General features: G+C 35.3%; 7 protein-coding genes. 6 read left to right on the forward strand and 1 reads right to left on the reverse strand.

The features are described from left to right. The first annotated feature begins 23 nt into the window (after positions 1 to 23). From GQR94_RS01650 to GQR94_RS01670, 5 genes are all read left to right on the forward strand, one after another. Positions 24 to 956, forward strand: coding sequence for a type IX secretion system membrane protein PorP/SprF (locus GQR94_RS01650; RefSeq protein WP_158973699.1), 933 nt, complete (start codon positions 24 to 26; stop codon positions 954 to 956). Between the two features lie 12 nt (positions 957 to 968). Further along, a complete protein-coding gene (locus GQR94_RS01655; protein WP_158973700.1) occupies positions 969 to 2,912 on the forward strand; it encodes an OmpA family protein in 1,944 nt (647 codons plus the stop codon). A 141-nt stretch (positions 2,913 to 3,053) separates the two neighbouring features. Continuing rightward, positions 3,054 to 4,088 carry a heme A synthase gene (locus tag GQR94_RS01660; protein WP_158973701.1) on the forward strand — a complete coding sequence of 345 codons (1,035 nt, stop codon included), beginning with the start codon at positions 3,054 to 3,056 and terminating at the stop codon, positions 4,086 to 4,088. Positions 4,089 to 4,115: 27 nt separating this feature from the next. Beyond that, entirely contained in the window at positions 4,116 to 4,610 is a 495-nt protein-coding gene (locus GQR94_RS01665) for a hypothetical protein (protein ID WP_158973702.1), read from the forward strand. 66 nt (positions 4,611 to 4,676) lie between these two features. Next, positions 4,677 to 5,735, forward strand: coding sequence for a nucleoid-associated protein (locus tag GQR94_RS01670; protein WP_158973703.1), 1,059 nt, complete (start codon positions 4,677 to 4,679; stop codon positions 5,733 to 5,735). On the opposite strand, the gene GQR94_RS01675 is transcribed toward GQR94_RS01670, so the two are convergent. After that, positions 5,736 to 6,818, reverse strand: a complete 1,083-nt coding sequence (locus GQR94_RS01675) for a hypothetical protein (RefSeq protein WP_158973704.1) — start codon at positions 6,816 to 6,818, stop codon at positions 5,736 to 5,738. Between the two features lie 237 nt (positions 6,819 to 7,055). On the opposite strand from GQR94_RS01675, the gene GQR94_RS01680 reads away from it, so the two are divergent. Beyond that, positions 7,056 to 19,397: a T9SS type B sorting domain-containing protein gene (locus tag GQR94_RS01680; RefSeq protein WP_158973705.1), complete on the forward strand. Its 12,342-nt coding sequence runs from the start codon at positions 7,056 to 7,058 to the stop codon at positions 19,395 to 19,397. Positions 19,398 to 19,420: the final 23 nt, after the last annotated feature.

Raw genomic sequence — 19,420 nt, forward strand, 5'->3', positions numbered from 1 at the left:
CACTTTAGAATAAAAAAAATATCATGAAGAAATATATCATACTCGTAGTATTAGTCTTTGCAGGGTTTCAATTACTTTCTGCCCAACAAGATGCTCAATATACGCAATACATGTACAATACAATCTCTGTGAATCCTGCTTACGCAGGATCACGAGGGGTGCTGAGTATTGCTGCCTTACACCGCTCACAATGGGTAGGACTAGATGGGGCGCCAACCACACAAACCCTAAACCTGCATACCCCAGTGTCCAGAAGAGTGGGGTTAGGACTTTCTATTGTAAATGATGAAATAGGAAATGGTACCAATCAAGATACGTATTTTGATGCCGCATTTTCCTATACCATCCCTACTTCTGAAGAAGGTAAACTTTCGTTTGGATTAAAAGCAGGCGGACATTTCTTAAACATCGATTTCTCTAAACTTAGAAATTATGGCGCCGAAAGTAACTTGCCTAATGTGGATAATAAATTCTCTCCCAATTTTGGAGCAGGAGTTTACTACCATACCGATAACTTTTACTCCGGACTATCTGTTCCTAACTTTTTACAGACAGAACATTTTGATAGTGCAGGAACCAATAGTTCCTCTTTCTTAGCAGAAGAACGGTTAAATATTTACTTCATAACAGGCTATGTTTTTGATTTAAATCCCAACCTAAAATTCAAACCTGCAGGATTGGTAAAAGCTGTAAAAGGAGCGCCTTTACAAATAGATGTCTCAGCTAACTTCCTTATTAATGATAAATTTTCTGTAGGAGCAGCGTACCGATGGGATGCCGCAGTGAGTTTATTGGCAGGGTTCCAAATATCAGAACAATTAATGCTAGGATTAGCGTACGACAAAGAAACAACAGACCTAGGAGCAACCCGTTTTAATGATGGGTCTTTTGAAGTCTTTCTTCGCTATGAATTCTTAACACGATACAAAAAAGTAATAACACCAAGATTCTTTTAAAACACAATAAACATGAAATATAAATTAACACACATTGTTCTTTGTACGGCGTTTGTAAGCTTTGGTTTGCAAGCACAGGAAAAACAAGCGGTAAAAGCACAATCTAAATTTAATAGTTTTGATTATGCAGATGCTATTAGTTCTTATGAGGATTTAATTAAAGAAGGATACTCTTCTGAGGATGTTTATAAAAATCTTGGCGATGCTAATTATATGAATGCCCAATACAAAGAGGCATCAACTTGGTATCAGAAATTGTTTGAACTTGAAAATACTACAATTGATCCTGAGTATCTATACCGGTATGCGCAAACCTTAAAATCACTAAAGGAATATGATGCATCGGATGCGTGGATGGAAAAATTTGAGCAAGTAAAAGCAACTGATGGCCGTGCTGAAAAATTTAATAGCGAAAAAGACTATCTAACCGCTATTAAAGAGAATTCTGGTCGCTACTCCATTAAAAATTTACCAATCAATTCTAAAGAATCTGATTTCTCTCCTGCCTTTTATGAAAATGAATTAATCTTTTCTTCTGCAAGAGATTCAGGAACCGTAACCAAAACTATTCATCTTTGGAATAGAAAATCATTCTTAAACTTATATAAAACAGCGGTAACAGAGGATGATAATTTTACAACACCCACAAAACTTTCTAAAACAGTTAATAAAAAAGCACATGAATCTTCTCCTGTTTTTACAAAAGACGGACAAACCATGTACTTTACCCGAAACAATTTTAAAAATGGAAGTTTTTCTAGAGATGAAGAGGGAGTTAGCCGTTTAAAATTGTACAAAGCAACGTTGCAAAACGGAGCTTGGGCAGATATTACTGCATTGCCTTTTAACGGAGAAGACTATTCTACGGCACACCCTGCATTAAATACGGATGAAACTAAATTGTATTTTGCTTCGGACAGGCCTGGAACTTTGGGCGCTTCTGATATATTTTATGTAACTATTAATAGTGACGGTTCTTATGGTTCTCCCGTAAATTTAGGCGCTAGTGTAAATACAGAGTCTAGAGAAACATTTCCAAATATTTCTGATACCGATATTTTATATTTCGCATCAGACGGACATCCTGGATTAGGAGGCTTAGATGTTTTCGGAATTGATTTAGCCGAATTAGAACGTACGAAAGCAAAAAACTTAGGGCAACCTTTAAATAGTGAGCAGGATGATTTTTCATACATAATTAATGACAAAACTAAGAATGGCTATTTTGCTTCTAACCGTGAAAATGGTATAGGTAGTGACGATATTTACGGTTTTTCTGAATCGAAAGCATTAGACTTTAACTGTTATTCAAATTTAAAAGGCATCGTAAAAGATGAAAAAACAAAAGAAATAATAGCTGATGCTGTATTAAATATCACCAATGCAAACGGTGAGGTTATAGGCAAAGGTATTTCTGATTCTGAAGGAAACTTTGATCTAGATAGTTCTTGTGAAAAAGGAGCATATAGCATCATCACCTTAAAAGAAAATTACGCAGAAGCAACTACCGCGATTGAAATAGGGACAAGCTTAGAAATCAATGATATTGAAATTCTTCTTATCTCCAATTTTGCTCCTGCAGATTTAGGAGCAGATCTTGCTAAAAAATTAAATTTAGAGAAAATCTATTTTGATTTTGATCAATCTTATATTAGAAAAGATGCACAAATAATAATGGAAAAGGTCATAGCTTATTTAAACCAATATCCAGATACTAAAATAAGAATTGGTTCTCATACAGATGCTAGAGCTAATGATGCCTATAACAGTAGGCTTTCTGAACGAAGAGCCAAAGCTACTTATGATTATTTAGTAAAGAAAGGTATTGATGCTTCCCGATTAACATTCAAAGGGTTTGGTGAAACACAATTAACCAACGAGTGTGAAAATACCGTTAATTGTAGTGCCGAAAAACACCAACAAAATAGAAGGTCAGAGTTTATTGTCGTAGAATAATAGACTCCTACCCTACTTTAAAAAAGCGGAAATTCTCACCTAGAGTTTTTCCGCTTTTTTATTTTAACACCCCTTGAAACATCCTCAAACTTTCTTCATAAATTGAACAAAGAGTAGTAATTTTGTAAAATAAAAAAGTGAATGCAAAAGTACTTTAGAAAAATAGCCCAAGTAACCTTAGTATTGGTTTATTTGGTCATCGTGGCAGGAGCTGTTGTGCGTATGACCGGCAGTGGGATGGGTTGTCCTGATTGGCCTAAATGTTTTGGTTATTATATACCTCCTACTGATGAATCTGTTTTAGAGTGGCAAGAAGGTAAAACCTTTGAAAAAGGACAAGTAATTATCTATAGTGAAACTTTGAAAGTTGCGAAAACAGACTTTACTACCTCAGCATCCTACAATACTTCAAATTGGGAAGAGTATACCAAACACGATTATGCGATTTTTAATGTATGGCATACTTGGATTGAATATGTTAATCGCCTTTTCGGGGCATTAGCGGGTGTTGCTACATTACTACTAGCGATTATATCTTTTTGGTATTGGAAAAAAAGCAAACGGATAACTATCCTCTCTTGGTTGGTGGTTTTCGGGATGGGGTTTCAAGCATGGTTAGGAGCTACAGTGGTTTATTCTTTATTAGAGCCTGTAAAAATAACAGTACACATGATAATGGCTTTAGTGATTGTTGCGATGTTGATTTATATTATTTACAAAACTTCTGATGCTGATAAAGTAGAGCATGCCAGTCGTAAACTTCAAAAACTATTAGGAGCGGCATTAATAGCCACACTCATTCAAATTATAATAGGTACTCAGGTAAGACAATTTGTAGACCTACAAATAGATTATTTTGGAGAAGATGCTAAAAATCAATGGCTACTGAATCCTAATATTCAATTTTATATTCATAGGACCTTCTCTATTTTTGTAGCTTTATTGAATCTATATATAGCATACCTCATTTACAAGTTCGAATTAGGGTTTGAAAAAATAAGGTGGGTATTGCTATTATTGTTGTTAGAAATTGTTTCTGGAATAACAATGTATTATGTCCATTTTCCTTTCGGCAGCCAGACCTTTCACATGGTTGTTGCCGCTATTCTTTTTGGAGTACAATTCTATTTGGTTTTAGAAGCATCAAAAACGAAAACAAGCCTTAATTCTTTGTAACTTTGCAGCCCTAAAAAAATCAAAATAATGATTTATAAGATTCGAATAATTTTAGATACAGAGGAAGATATCTTTAGAGACATTGAAATTGAAGCAAGTACAACGCTAGAAGACTTTCATAATGCCATAACGCAAGCTTTTGGGTTTTTAGGTAATGAAATGGCTTCTTTCTATACTTGTGATGAAGAATGGATACAAGACGAAGAGATTGCCTTGCATGATATTAGTGAAAATGGTTCTGATATTCGTTTAATGAACGAAACCTTTCTAGAAGATATTATTACAGAAAATACGCCAAAACTTATCTATGTCTATGACTTTCTAAGCATGTGGACCTTCTTTGTGGAGCTAGCAGATATCGTTCCTAAAGAAGATGGTAGAACTTACCCTAACATGTTATTTAGTTTTGGGGAGTTACCAGATTCTCCGCCAGAAAAAACATTTGAGGCCGATCCTACTTTTGATTTTGATGATACTTTTGACAGTTACGATGACTTAGATTTTGATGAAAACTGGAATTAATATACTTCAGTAAACATCCCGTACAAATACACTAAAAAGCAAAACACTAATTTACTTTTATAAACTATGATTAATTTATACGCTACTCAAATAGAAAGTATCTCGCTTCATCGTGTAGGTAACAAAAATAAGAATGAAGCTGTTTTCTTATCAGAAACACCACATAGTTTAAATGACGAAACTACGGGCTTACTAAAAGAATATTTCTTTAAGCCTTTTAGAGAAAAAGAAGAAAATTATTTCAATTTTTCTAATGATGTAGATGTAGAATTCAATGAGATGTATAAAATTTCTTCTGAGATTTTTGCAGATCCAGATAGTATTCATGCAAATTCTAAAAAAATTGCTTCCTACCTTTATGAACAATCCAACCACCCTCATATTAAAAGTGGTGAAGTTTATGTTGCTCATTTAAGTGGCGTACTTTTAGACAACGTAAAAGTAGATGCTATCGGAATTTTTAAGAGTGAATTAAAACATGATTTTATTCAGTTTGAAGAAAAAGGCAGCAATTTAGATATTGTGATACAACAAGGAATCAACATCAATAAATTAGACAAAGGATGTTTAATTTTTGATACAGGGAAAGAAGAAGGATACAAAGTTCTTTCTGTAGATAGCAACAGATACGATTCTAAATATTGGTTAGAAGAATTTTTAGGAGTAGAACCGCTTTCTGATGATAACTTTAAGACTAAAAATTATTTAAAGTTTTGCCAGAACTTTGCAAAAGATGTTGTTTTACCTGCGGAAGATAAACAACAAGAAGTACTTTTCATGAACAGAGCCGTGAATCATTTTGCTAAAAATGATTCTTTCGAAGAAAGTACTTTCTTAAATGAGGTAATGGAAAATCCAGATTTGATTCCAGAATTCAAAAATTATAAAACAGAAAAAGGACCTAAATACAGTGTTGAGGATATTTCTACATTTGATATTGCCAACAAAGCAGTTTCTGATGCAAGAAAGAAGATTAAAAATGTTATTAATTTAGATACTAATATTCAAATAAAACTAGACTTCATCAATCCTGAATCAGCAGAAAAATATGTTGAAAAAGGATGGGATGAAGAAAAACAAATGTATTATTATCTAGTGTATTTTAATAAGGAACAAAAAAGCTAATTAGAGATTAATTCTATGTTCCATGATTTGTTTCATGCTAACATCTTCATAATTACGTTTTACAAAATCTAGGGCGAGGTTTAATACTTCGCCCATTTTTTTACAAGTTTTAAAATCTACATCTAAAGTAAGATCATAAATTTCTGATTTTAAAAGTTCTGTATTCGCTTTGGTTGAAATATTATCTACCAGACAAGCCCTTAACAATCTTTTAATTCTATTCCCCGAACTTTTTATTCTTTTAGCTACAATAGAACGTTCTTCAATTTTATATTGATCTACCGATTTTGATTGTAATTTAGCCCTAACCAACTCTACCATCTGGTAATTTTCTTTAAAAAACTGAGGCCTATATACTTTTAATTTGCCCTCATAACATTGCTGGTCAAAATCAATGGCTCTAATTTTATACACCACATGATCAAAATCGTGGGTGGGTACAATCACATAATTATAGGACCGCATATCACCCAAAAGGCGAATCATACAACGTTCATTAAATTTCACGAACTCTTTTGCCAATTGTGATTTTTCTGTTTCCGTACATTTAGGCAACATCTCTTTAATAAACACATCGCCTGGAATACCAGCAATATGTTCCTCTATTAAAGTGTTCTTATAGACCAAAAAATTTAAATTATAAGGCGATAACATATGCTCTAATTCTAATCCATATATTCTAGAAGCATCCGTTTTTTTTACGTAAAAATAGGTGAAATTATCATTTAAAATATTTCTAACTTTTATTCTAAAAGGTTTAGAATTTCCAAACGTACAATAATCAACTGCATCAACATTTAAGTACTCAAAGATCTGATCGCCACCATCGGATAATAAAATAGAATATACTTTCTTCAGACTGATATCAATCTCCTGTCTTTCAAATTCGGAATAATATACGCGTACCCACAGACTATCCTCATCATTAGAATCATAAACTACGATAGAGCCTGAAAAACGAAGTAAATCCTCATAAAAAATAGGAATTTCTATATTTCTATTATATAATTCTAGGTAATTATTAAGCTTTTTGCTCACTGGATAAGCAGGCTTTTTTTGCGACATTAATTTTTCTTCAGACATAAAAGCTGGCTAATTATATTGATTTGTTCTAAAGTTATTATTTATATCTAAAAAAACGAATAAATAGCTTCTTAAATCTTTACTCCTACAACAGAATAGTTTTTCCTACATAAAAAATTAAACATCATCACGCACCCTATTCACTACAAAGTTACCACCATTCACAACAAAGAATTTTTATTGAGACAACATATCGCTTTATTTATGTTAAAATTTATTTTGAATTCCATTTCGAGCATGAAAAAGCAACTACTCTTCCTACTTTCCTTACTAACATTTAGTTTCGCTAGTTACGCCCAATTAAGCGACCTTCATTACTTACCGCCATTAAAACAAGGAGGAACAAGTAACACGATAACAAATCAGGCGGTATATTTATCAACACCTGAAACTACAGCATTTACTGTTAATGTTTACCAAGGAACCAATACTACAGCTGTCAATACTTTTACCATTGATAATAGCACTCCAGCAATTTGGACTTTAGCTAACAGTAATAACAATATTACTTTAGTTGAAGATGCTAATACTGGTATAGTTTTAACAGACAGCGGACTTCGTTTTGAATCAACCGGCGGGGAGGAATTTTATGTTAACTATAGAGGTAGTTCTACCCCACAAGCGGCCTCTTTGACTTCAAAAGGTAGAAAAGCTATGGGTACTAGCTTTAAGTGGGGTGGAATTCCTAACATTGGAAGAGATTCTTCACTTTCTAATACTTTAGGTATAATGGCTACTGAAGACAATACAATTGTTACCCTTTCTGGCTATGATAAGGACTGCGTATTTAGATTAGGATCAAATGTCTCTGGAATTACCTCCAATAGTTACACGATAATTTTAAACGCTAATGAATCATTTGTATTTGAAGCTTATGTTGGTACTACTGGATCAACCGCACAGAGAGAAGGTTGGATAGGTGCCTCTATAGATTCTAACAAAGACATTGTTATAAGTAATGGCGCCATTAATTTTGGTGTGATAGCAGGAAGTGCAAGTCGTGATGCTGGTCTTGACCAACCTGTTCCTGAAGAAAATTTAGGCAAAGAATATGTTTTCATTAGAGGTAATGGTACAACAAATACTGAATTTCCTTTAATAATTGCAACACAAGACAATACAAATATTTACATTAATGGATCAACAACTCCTGAAACTACTATAGATGAAGGAGAGTATTATCAAATACCAAGTACATATTATTCAACTACAACTGCTGGTGCAAATATGTTGGTGACCACATCTAAAGATGCATATGCATACCAATGCCTTGCAGGAGCTAGCGGACAACAAACTATTGGTTTAAATTTTATTGCTCCAGTTAATTGTCTATTACCCGACAAGCTTGATAACTTACCAAGTATAACGAGCATGGCTGGTACTACTTTAACTGGTGGTTTAACCATTATTGCGGCAGTTAATACTCCAGATGATAATATTAAGGTATATGAAGATGGTGTTGAATATACTTCTATGCCAGCCTCAGATGCAGTTGCTGGTTCTAGCAATTGGAAAACATTTTTTATTCCTAATCTTTCCGGAGATATCAGTGTTACTTCAACTGGACCTATGGCTGTAGGTTTTTTTGGTTACAATAGTAATCGAGGAGTTGCAGGTTACTTTTCTGGTTTTGATACTGTACCTGAAGTAGTATTAGATATTAATGGAGGTGTCGTAGGAGATTGTTTCTCTGGCTCCACCATTTTTGAAGCTTCAGATGATAATTTTGATGCCTACCAATGGTATTTTGATGGAGAAATTATCGAAGACGCTAACGATTATGAATTTGCAGCCACTGCAGCAGGTGATTACTTTTTAAGAGGTACTAAAGGTCCTTGTACCTATGACTCACAAACCATAACCATTTTTTATTGTGAACCAGAAATTGTAATAAACAAAACTGTAGACCAAGCGGAAATAACTGAAGGAGAAACGGCTACGTTTACTATTAGAGCTGAAAATTTAGGCTTTGAAAATATTACAAATTTACAGGTTACAGACAATATTCCTGCTGGATTAACATTGGTTAGTGCCAGTACTATAACAGGATCTTGGAATGGTTCTGTTTGGAATATTGGAACTTTAGAACCAGGAAAACCAGTATTTTTAGAGCTTGAAGTGGTTGGTGATGAAATAGAAATAGAATCTCTTGTTAATATTAAGAACACAGTATCACATACTCAAGACCAAGTCGATGAAAATATAACGGAAGACATTTTATCTGCTTCGATTATTGTTCATAATGATTTTGACAATGATGGTGTTATTGACATTATTGATGTTGATGATGATAATGATGGTATTTATGATAGTGATGAATGCGAAGGTGCCTTTTGCTTTGAATCTATTACAAATGAAAGTTTTGAAGACCCTATAGTAAGTAGTTTTGCACTTTTAAATGAAAATAGTGTTCCTGGGTGGTTTACCACGGCAACAGACTCCAGGATAGAAATTTGGAGATCTGGTTTTCTCGGCGTTGATTCTTATGATGGAAATCAACATGCCGAATTAAACGCCACACGTTATGGTGCATTATACCAAAATCTGTGTTTAACACCGGGTACTGTAATGAACTGGTCACTTAGGCATAGAGGTAGAGCCGGAACAGATACAATGCAACTTCGTATTGGTGCCGATTTGGCAAGTGCTACGGTACAAGCAACTATGACTACAGGAAATACGGCTTGGGTATTATATTCTGGTACGTATACAGTACCCGTTGGTCAAACCAATACAGTTTTTGTTTTTGAAGCAATATCTACAGCAAGTAATATATCAATAGGTAACTTTATTGATGATATTGATATTAATATTTTAGTACCAGAAAGTTGTGCAGATTCAGATGGTGATGGATATCCTAATAATATTGATCACGACAGTGATGATGATGGTTGTACAGATGCTGATGAATTCTATAAAGACAATAATGCCGATGCTGATGATGGTGGAGAATATGGCGCAGGAATACCTGTAGTTGACCCTGATACAGGGGCCGTTATTGCCGCTTCTTATATTTTGGCTCAAGCTCCAAAAATAATATTAGAAAACACCTCAGAAGATCTTGGAGGTACTGATATCAATGGACAAGAAATAAGTCTAGGTGACACATTTGATTATGTACTTCGTTTTCAAAACACAGGTGACGATGATGCCACAGGCTATACAATTCGAAATGTATTACCTGAAAACGTCACCCTTGATGATGTTGATGTCACAGGCGCAACAGGAACAACCTTCTCTCATGATGCCGTAAGCAATGAAATCATTTTTACAATTCCAGATAATTTGGTTCAAGTAAGTGATCCTGAATATACTATACGTATAACAGTAACTTTATCTAATAACTGTTCTGAATTTGTAAATGCTTGTTCTGAAATAATTGAAAATCTTGTATATTCTACCTATCAAGGTATCACAAATACGACTACTTTTAGTGATGAACCTGGTTCTACAAATACACCAGTCTGTAGCGATGCCGCAGCTATAGCCTCTAACAGTATATTAAATGATTTGTCTAATTGTAATACTGCCAGAACAGTACAGTTATGTGGTGACGATGTTATCTTGAGTGCTGGAACTGGTTTTACAACGTACGTCTGGGCTATAGACACCAATGGTAATGGACAAATTGATTCCTCAGAAACAGCCATAAATGATGGTGATCCAGATGGTGATTCAAGTACTTTATTAGTTACATCCGTTGGAGATTATATCGTAGAAAAATCTGGTGCAACGGACTGCTCTGATTTAGTTGAACTAATTACGGTTGAACTTTTCGGATCTACACAAACAAATCCTGTAATCGAATTTTTCAATGCAGTAAATTCTGATACAAACACTGATAATGATTTACAAGGAGAAATATTAACTTGTTCAATTGATGGTTCACAATTACCACAAATATTCTTATGTGGTGAAAATGATGAAGCAACTATTCAGTTAGGAATTACTGATGCAGATAATATTGTATGGGAGCAATTAGATGAATCTAGCTGTTCTGGTGTTGTTGACAATTGTGCAACTACAAATTTGACATGTACTTGGAATACTCTTGCAACAACTGATAATTACACAGTCACTGAGAGTGGTAAATTTAGAGTGGTAATTAATTACAAGAATGGATGTTTTAGTCGTTTTTACTTTAATGTTTACAAAAACACACTAAATATAGAATATATTTCTTCTGATATTTTATGTAGTACTCCTGGAAATATTAGAATAACCAATCCTATTACAAACTATGGTTTTCAATTGGTAAATGCTATTACAAATAATATCGTAATACCATTTTCAAGCAATAATGGTCCAAATTTTGATCTGACTACCAGTGGTTCTTATATTGTGCAAATCACTCAATTAGACCCAACTACAGGAGATCCAATTGAGAATGCTTGTATCTTTGAAACTGAAGAAATTGGTATTATTGAAAAGAACTATGAGGTTAACATTACAACAACTCCTGCAGATTGTAGTGGATTTGGTACTATTGGAATACAAGCATTAAATGTTTTACCTTATTACCATTATGAACTTCGTTTAGATGATGGTACTAATTCAGGGGCTGGTACATTTTTCCAAGAACACGTAGTAGAAAATGATAACACCTACACTTTTGACAGTGTACCAACAGGAAATTATATTGTAATAACAACTACAGATGATGGTTGTACTGATACGCAAAATGTTTTTGTTGATGAATACGCCGATTTAACATTATCAGCAAGTGTAACAGAAAACATAACTTGTAATGCTGGTTTAATTACATTGACCCCTGCTGGTGGCTATGCAAATCCAAATTACAAAATGGCGATTTGGAGTAAAGATGGAGTTTCAGCGTATACTGATGCTGATGATATTCCTGACTCAGCTATAAAAACAACAACAGATTTCTTATTCTTAGATAGCAGTGCAGCAGGTGAATACATTTTCATCGTTATTGATGAAAATAAGTGTAGTACTTTATCAAATAGTGTAACTATTATCGATTTAGGTCCAGTAGTGGTGTCAGCAAGTCATTCTCAAATTGTTTGTGCTGATTCTTCAACATCAGAATTAACAGTTACTGCTAGCGGTGGTACTGCTCCATATGAATATAGTATTGATGGAGGGGTAACCTATAAAACCACTAACGTTTTTACTAACAATAGTGCTGGTATTTATACAATTACAGTTAGAGATTCAAGCGGTTCTACAACTTCAAGATGTACTGAAACAATTGAATATGAAATTGATCAACCTTTTAGATTAACTGCCTCTGCAGCTATTTTAGAAGACGTAGCTTGTGATCCATTAGGAGCCTTGGTTAAAATACTCAACCCTAATGGTGGTGAAGCTCCATACACCTACAGTTTTGATGGTGGAACAAATTATACAGCAATTGATGAACAACGATTAATTTCGGGTACTTATAATTTATCTATAAAAGATAATTTGGGTTGTACTTACGACATGGAATTAACTGTACCAGACAGCGTAATTGACCCATCACTTAATAGTGATGTAACCTATGACTGTGATGGTAATGGAACTATTACAATTTCTTCTAACAACACTACAGATTTCACATATAGTTATAGCCTAGATGGTACCATAAATACTCCATCTAATTCAAATGAATTTACTAATGTTGCTCCAGGAACTTACCAAGTAACTGTGGGTTACAGCAGTACCATAAGCCCTAGTCAAAGTACATTATTTACAGAAAATTTTGGAACAGGTATTACCACTCAAATTGATGAGGTTGGAACTGGATACTGTTATGAACCTCAAGATGGAACCGCAACAGACTGTAATTTAGGTCCTGAAGGTATCCTTGTAAATGGTGAATATGCGATTACAAGTGCTGTTACAAACCCGAATACAACTTGGAGATCTCCAAATGACAATACTGGTTTGACTGACGGACGATTTATGGCTATTGGCGTAAGCACATTGGCTGGGAACAATAATATCATTTGGTCGAGAACAGGTCTTGAAGTTCTTGCTAACAAAGAGATAACAGTATCTTTCTATGCTTATAACATACAAATAGCGAGTGCTACTGGTGACAACCCAGAAATTCTGGTACAATTAGTAGATGCTTCAGGTACTGTAATTAGCAGTACTGCCACAACCTCAATTCCTAAAAATAATGATGCAGATGACTGGCATTTAAGAGAAGTTACTTTTAATCCAGGTGCGAACACTGCTGTTGGCATAGTTTTACGTACCAATATTAATAGTGATAACGGAAACTTTTTAGTTCTGGATGATATCACAGCTTCTCAAACTCCTGAGGTTTGTGAAACTACTCAAAACTTATCTGTAATTGTTGAAGACGATCAAGAATTTAACGTGACCATATTAGGTAGTACTGACCCAACGTGCAGCAGTGACTCAGATGGAAATATACGTTTTGAAGTTGAAAATTTTGATTCAACTACAGGTTATGAGTATTCACTAGATGGTGGGACAAACTGGATTGCCGAAAGCACTGCAATTTTCACAACCCCATCTACATTAGCGGCAGGATCTTATTCTATAATGGTTAGAAAAACTGCGGACAATACTTGTATTGCTACTTCGGCATCCTCGGTGACCTTGACAGCTCCAACTGAAATTGTTCCCGATCTACAATTAAAAGATGCGTTTACATGTTTCAACACTGGCGCTACTCTTGAAGCTTCTGCGTCAGCAGGAACTCCTGGATACGAATATCAATTAGAAGACTCTGCAGATTCAATAATTAGAGCCTATCAAGCAGAAGTAACTTTTACAAATGTGCCTGCTGGTGACTATGTTCTTAGAGTTAGAGATGCTAATGGTTGTGAAGTTGTTTCAACGTCTACTGTAACTGTTGTTGCACCTGAGGTTGTAGATTTTGACCTTACATCAGTAGCATGCTACGATGGAACAAATAACGCTACAATTACTGTAAGCGTAACTGCCGGAAATGGAGATTACACTTTTAGAATTAATAATGGTGCCTGGATTACTCCTACACCAACGTCAGCAACAACACATACATTCACAAATTTAGCGAATGGAACATATACCATTGATGTTGACGATGCGTACAGTTGTGGACCTGTTCAAAAAACAATTACAGTTAACCCTCAATTAAGAGGTGATGCAACATTGCAATCAGATTTAACATGTTCAGCCGATGCTGTAATAAATATGAATATTGTTGGAGGTTCTGGGGTGTATACCTATGAATGGTCAAATAGTAGTACTGGACCATGGAACGCTACTGGTTTTACCGCCAATACTTTTTCAACTAGTACAGCTGGAACTTATTATTTCCAAGCTACAGATAATGCAACTATTCCATGTGTATTTGTAACAAATGCGGTGGTAGTGACAACCCCTGACACACCTATTATAACAAGTGTTACTCCTACTGACTTAACGTGTAATGGAGACAACACCGGGTCATTAGATATTATTATTGATACAACAGTTGGTTTAGCTCCCTACACCATTAACGTACTCAACACAACTACGGGAACTGATTATTTGGAAGAAACAACCAGCTTGACCGCAGGTACTTACACTGTTAGAGTTACTGATAGTAAAAATTGTTTTGTTGAACAAACCGTAACAATAAACGAGCCTTTGATTGTTGATCCAAACATTACTAAAACAGATATTGTTTGTGGTGCACTTGGAACAGATTTAGGATCTATCACGGTTGACGCTTCAGGCGGAAATGCCACCTACATCTACAGATTGAACAATGCTGACTTTAGTGTTTCTGAAACTTATGACACCTCATCAGGAACTAATAATTATACATTCTCTGATTTAGATTTTGGTGATTATAAAGTGACAGTTACAGATATAAATGGATGTGAAATTGTAACAGATATAACAATTACAACAGGACCAGACATACTAATTACAACTTCTGGAACATCTGGTTGTACTATGGGTAGTGGCGAAATGTTAGTTGAAGCGGATAATAGTACTGGAGCTACTTTAGGTACAGGACCGTTTTACTTTGCAATATTCCCTGCTCCCGATTTTGATATAACAGATACTACAAATTGGCATGCCTCAACAACAACTTCTCCTGCCCTGCCGTCCTATAACTTTACTGGGCTTACTCCTGGTGTTAGTTATACTTTTATTGTGCATGATGCTAGCAGTGGATGTGAGTACTATCAAGAAGCTGATGTTCCTGTAGCAACCAGCTCAACCTTGACGTCAACTATAGACGCAGTAACTGCTATTACATGTTTTGGTAGTGCTGATGGTATTGTAGCGTTTACTATAGATAGTTATACAGCAACCACGGTAGATTACGAAATTTACTCTTATGCAACTAATACATCATTAGGAATCACAGGCAATATTACAGGTGCTGCTGGAGGTCCGGAAACAGAAATAGCGATGAGCTTACCGCCTGGTAAATTCTATATTTTATTTACTGAGATTGATGGGACTAATGCTGGATGTGTAAATGCCTCAGAAACTTTTATTGTTGAACAAGCACCAACCTTATTAGAAGTTACTGCAACCGCAACTAAAAATGCAAACTGTAATGAATCTGGCACAATAACAGCTGCTGGTCGTTACGGTGAAGGACCTTATGAATATCAATATTTATCAGATGTTGCTCCAGCGCCAACTGCCACTTCAGCAGGATGGGAAACAAGTACTACAAAATCAGTAAGTGCTGGTGATTATATTGTATACATTAAAGATGCAAGCAATTGTATCCAACAAGATGCAGTAACTATAGGTTTTCATAGTGCTCCAGATATTGATACAGTAGTTGTAGATGACTTTTGTGCTGATGAAGGCGATTATTCAGTAACGGTAACCTTAGTTACACCTGATACCGCTGCTTATTTAATAAGTTTAAATGGTGGTGCTCCACAAACTTCTAATTTTGTAAATGGTGAGTTCGTGGTTACCGGATTAAGTTCATCCGCTTCTATGCAATCAATATCAGTTTTTGATGTAAACGGATGTGGAGATTTTGATACTTTTGAAATCGCAGCGAGGTTCCAAGCTAGTGCTCAAATCACAAAATTATTGGATTGTTCTTTAAGTCCAAATGCTGAAATAACAATCGCTGCCTTTGACGGTTACGGTACCTTCGATTATGAAATTAATGGGCCAGATTCGCAAACAAGAACTGCGCTGCCTTCTCCTACTAATTCAGTAGTTTGGGACAATGCAACAACACCTGGCACCTACACAATTACAATTTATGACAATACAACCCCGGCATGTAGCTCTAAAACGTTTACCTTAGAGATTGTTCCTGCAGTAGAACCAAGTTTCACAGCAACACATGAAGCTGTTACTTGTTCTGGAAATTCTGATGGAATCATAGCTATTACTGAAGTTAATACTGGTATTAGCCCATCAACTTATACTATAAGTCCTGCTGCTGCTACTTTTAACAGTACAACAAATAGTTTTGAAGGCCTGCCAGGTGGCACTTACGAAGTAACCGCAACTGGAACAAACGGTTGTACCACAATTATAAGCAATATTGTAATAGACGAACCTTTATTGATTGCATTTAGCTTAATTGAAAGCCAATTTGGGTGTAGCGCTAATAACACAACAAATAATGCAGAACTTTCTGTAGACCCAACTAGTTTGGCTGGTGGTAGCGGTACTTATGTTCGTTATTTATTTGCTGACGATACAACGGGTAATATTTTACAGAATGGAACAAGTAATACTTATATATACACTAATTTAAATGGTGGTGATATACGTGTAACGGTTTTTGATGATAAAGGATGTTCCTCTAGTCAGGTAATTACCATTGATCCTTTTGATGCTTTAGAAGATGCAACTATAACAGTAGATGAAAATATCGATTGTGTAAATGCAGGTGAAGATATCAGCATTAATGTCACGGGTACTTATTCAACTTATGCAACCAATCCTACAGATTACGAGTTTAGGTTATTGCCTGCAACTACATACCAAGCCTCTAATAACTTTACAGATTTAGGAGTTGGCACCCATACCATAGGTATTAGAAATATTATAACAGGTTGTGAAATTACAAGAACGCATACTGTTGAACAGCCTAACACTTTTGATGTAACCGTAGATGTATTATCTGATGTGGTATGTTTTGGTGATGATGGAAGTATACAATTAACACTAGTTGACGCTACATTTGTTGGTGGATTTACTTGGACAATTTATAATGCTTCAAGTACTGCGATCGACAATGGAACTTCTGCAGACTTAGGTCCAACAACTGCTATTCCTGTTCCTGCTGGTAATTATACAGTTACCATTATACAAGATGCATTCCCTGAATGTAGTCAAACAAGATCATTTACAATTACTACACCTCCTGCGGCTATTACATTAAATGCAGTACAAACCTCTAATGTAGGTTGTTCAAATGGTGAAGGTTCTGCAAACGTTTCTCCGGCTGGTGGAAAAACACTTTATGATATTGTATTAACAAATACAACTACAGGGTCTGTGTATACTGAACTTCAAGTAAATGCTCATCTATTTGATGGCTTAGAAGCTGGAATATATGACGTTCAAGTAACGGACGATTTGGGTTGTGTTCAGACATTTAGTAGTGAGTTTACCTTAGTCGAACCAACGCCTTTAACAGGAACAATTACCAATACCGAATTAGAATGTAGTGGCGATACAGATGCTTCAGTTTCATTTGTCCTAGATCCTAGAAATGTAACACCAAATTACAGCTATAGCCTAAACACATATTCTGATGCCACAGGTAGCACACTACTTCGTAACTCAGTTTCACAAACCAGTCCTGATTTCAATAATCTTGTATCAGGCTTCTATAGCATTACTATTACTGACGATATTAATTGTGAGTTCGAAACGGCTATTGTCGAGATTGTTGAACCAACTGATGTTGATGCACTATTAATTACTGATAGAGCAATTAGTTGTCTTGATGGTGCTGATCTGTTGCTGGTAGCATCAGGCGGTACAGCTCCTTACACGTGGAGTGAAGATGGAATAAACTTCAACCCATTAAATGAAACTAATGGTACGGATACACACTTATTTGAAAATATGCCTGTTGGTATTTATAAGTATTATGTAAAGGATGACTTTAATTGTGTTTCAATAATTTCAAACACACTTACTGTAAATGCCATTGCAGACCTTGTTGTGAATCTTGACACCTCTGCAGCAAAAATTAATTGTTCAGGAGATAGTACAGCTGTTCTAATTGCTGATGCAGAAGGTGGACTTGGAAGTTATCAATACGCTTTATTTTCAGATGCTGCTCTAACAACAGAAATTCGTGCAAACCAATCATCAGGTATTTTTACTGATTTAGCTAGTGGCACCTACTACGTTCGTGTACAAAGTAGAGATTGTGAGATTGTTTCTATTCCGGTTATTATTGATGAACCAACGCCAATCACTGTCGATTATGATATCTCAGAAATAACTTGTAATGGTGAAAATGACGGTAGTATAGTTCTTAATTTAACTGGTGGTTCTGGTGTTTATATGTATTCCATCTCCCCTAACCTCAACAGATTTGAATCAACGAACACTTTTGATGGACTGGCTCCTGGTGATTATACTGTCATCGCACAAGATAGTTTAGGCTGCTTCGAATTAATTGAATTTACACTTGTCGAGCCAGCCGAATTAACAATGACATCAACAGTTCAAGATGAAATTTGTTTAGACAGCAGTGACGGTTCAATTTCTCTTGCGATAGCAGGCGGAACAGCACCTTACTTTACGAGTATTAATGCTACAGATGATGCTGCCTTTGTTCAAGACAGAACTCTTTTTGAGAATTTATCTGCAGGAACATATACAGTTTATGTAAAAGATACTAATGACTGTTTGACAACTGAAATTATAACCGTTGAAGTTGGTGTTAATTTAAATGCTACTGCAGAGGTATTGTATGAATGTACAGGTGACACTCCTAATACTAGTTTGATTCTTACCCTAGAAGACCAAACAGTAGGTAACGATGTATTATATGCTTTAGATTCTACAGATCCTGCGGACTTTGTACTTGAACCAGATTTCACGAACATGACGCCTGGCGCTCATTATATCACTATTGCACATGCTAATGGATGTATTAGAACTTTTAACTTTGAGGTTGAAGGCTATGAACCACTTACGTTAAGCCTAGAGCAAAGAGGAATTAATGAAATTACTGCAATAGTTGCTGGAGGCAAAGAAGGCTATACCTTCTATATTGACGGTAAAGATAATGGAGACGATAATACTTTTTATATCAAACGAACAGATACATACACCATTCGTGTGGTAGATGAAAATGGATGTGAATCAGAAGCTAACATCTACATCGAGTTTATAGATATTGAGATCCCTAATTTCTTTACACCTGAAGGTGATGGTACTAATGATTTTTGGTTGCCTAAAAACATTGAGCAATTCCCGAACATCTATATTAATATCTATGATAGATACGGACGTTTAGTATACAAATTACAAGACAACCCAGAAGGTTGGAATGGCCTATACCAAAATACCGATTTACCGACAGGTGATTACTGGTATATTATTAAACTAAACGGTGCTGATGATGATAGAGAATTTGTTGGTCACTTTACCTTATACCGATAAATAGCGTATACATTTAATTTTAA

Source organism: Cellulophaga sp. L1A9 (assembly GCF_009797025.1).
Lineage (GTDB): Bacteria > Bacteroidota > Bacteroidia > Flavobacteriales > Flavobacteriaceae > Cellulophaga.

What these genes read in the sequence shown, in the direction of transcription:
- GQR94_RS01665 (WP_158973702.1), top strand. Translation starts at nt 4,116, where the DNA reads ATGATTTATAAGATTCGAATAATTTTAGATACAGAGGAAGATATCTTT.
- GQR94_RS01670 (WP_158973703.1), top strand. Translation starts at nt 4,677, where the DNA reads ATGATTAATTTATACGCTACTCAAATAGAAAGTATCTCGCTTCATCGT.
- GQR94_RS01660 (WP_158973701.1), top strand. Translation starts at nt 3,054, where the DNA reads ATGCAAAAGTACTTTAGAAAAATAGCCCAAGTAACCTTAGTATTGGTT.
- GQR94_RS01675 (WP_158973704.1), bottom strand. Translation starts at nt 6,818, where the DNA reads ATGTCTGAAGAAAAATTAATGTCGCAAAAAAAGCCTGCTTATCCAGTG.
- GQR94_RS01650 (WP_158973699.1), top strand. Translation starts at nt 24, where the DNA reads ATGAAGAAATATATCATACTCGTAGTATTAGTCTTTGCAGGGTTTCAA.
- GQR94_RS01655 (WP_158973700.1), top strand. Translation starts at nt 969, where the DNA reads ATGAAATATAAATTAACACACATTGTTCTTTGTACGGCGTTTGTAAGC.
- GQR94_RS01680 (WP_158973705.1), top strand. Translation starts at nt 7,056, where the DNA reads ATGAAAAAGCAACTACTCTTCCTACTTTCCTTACTAACATTTAGTTTC.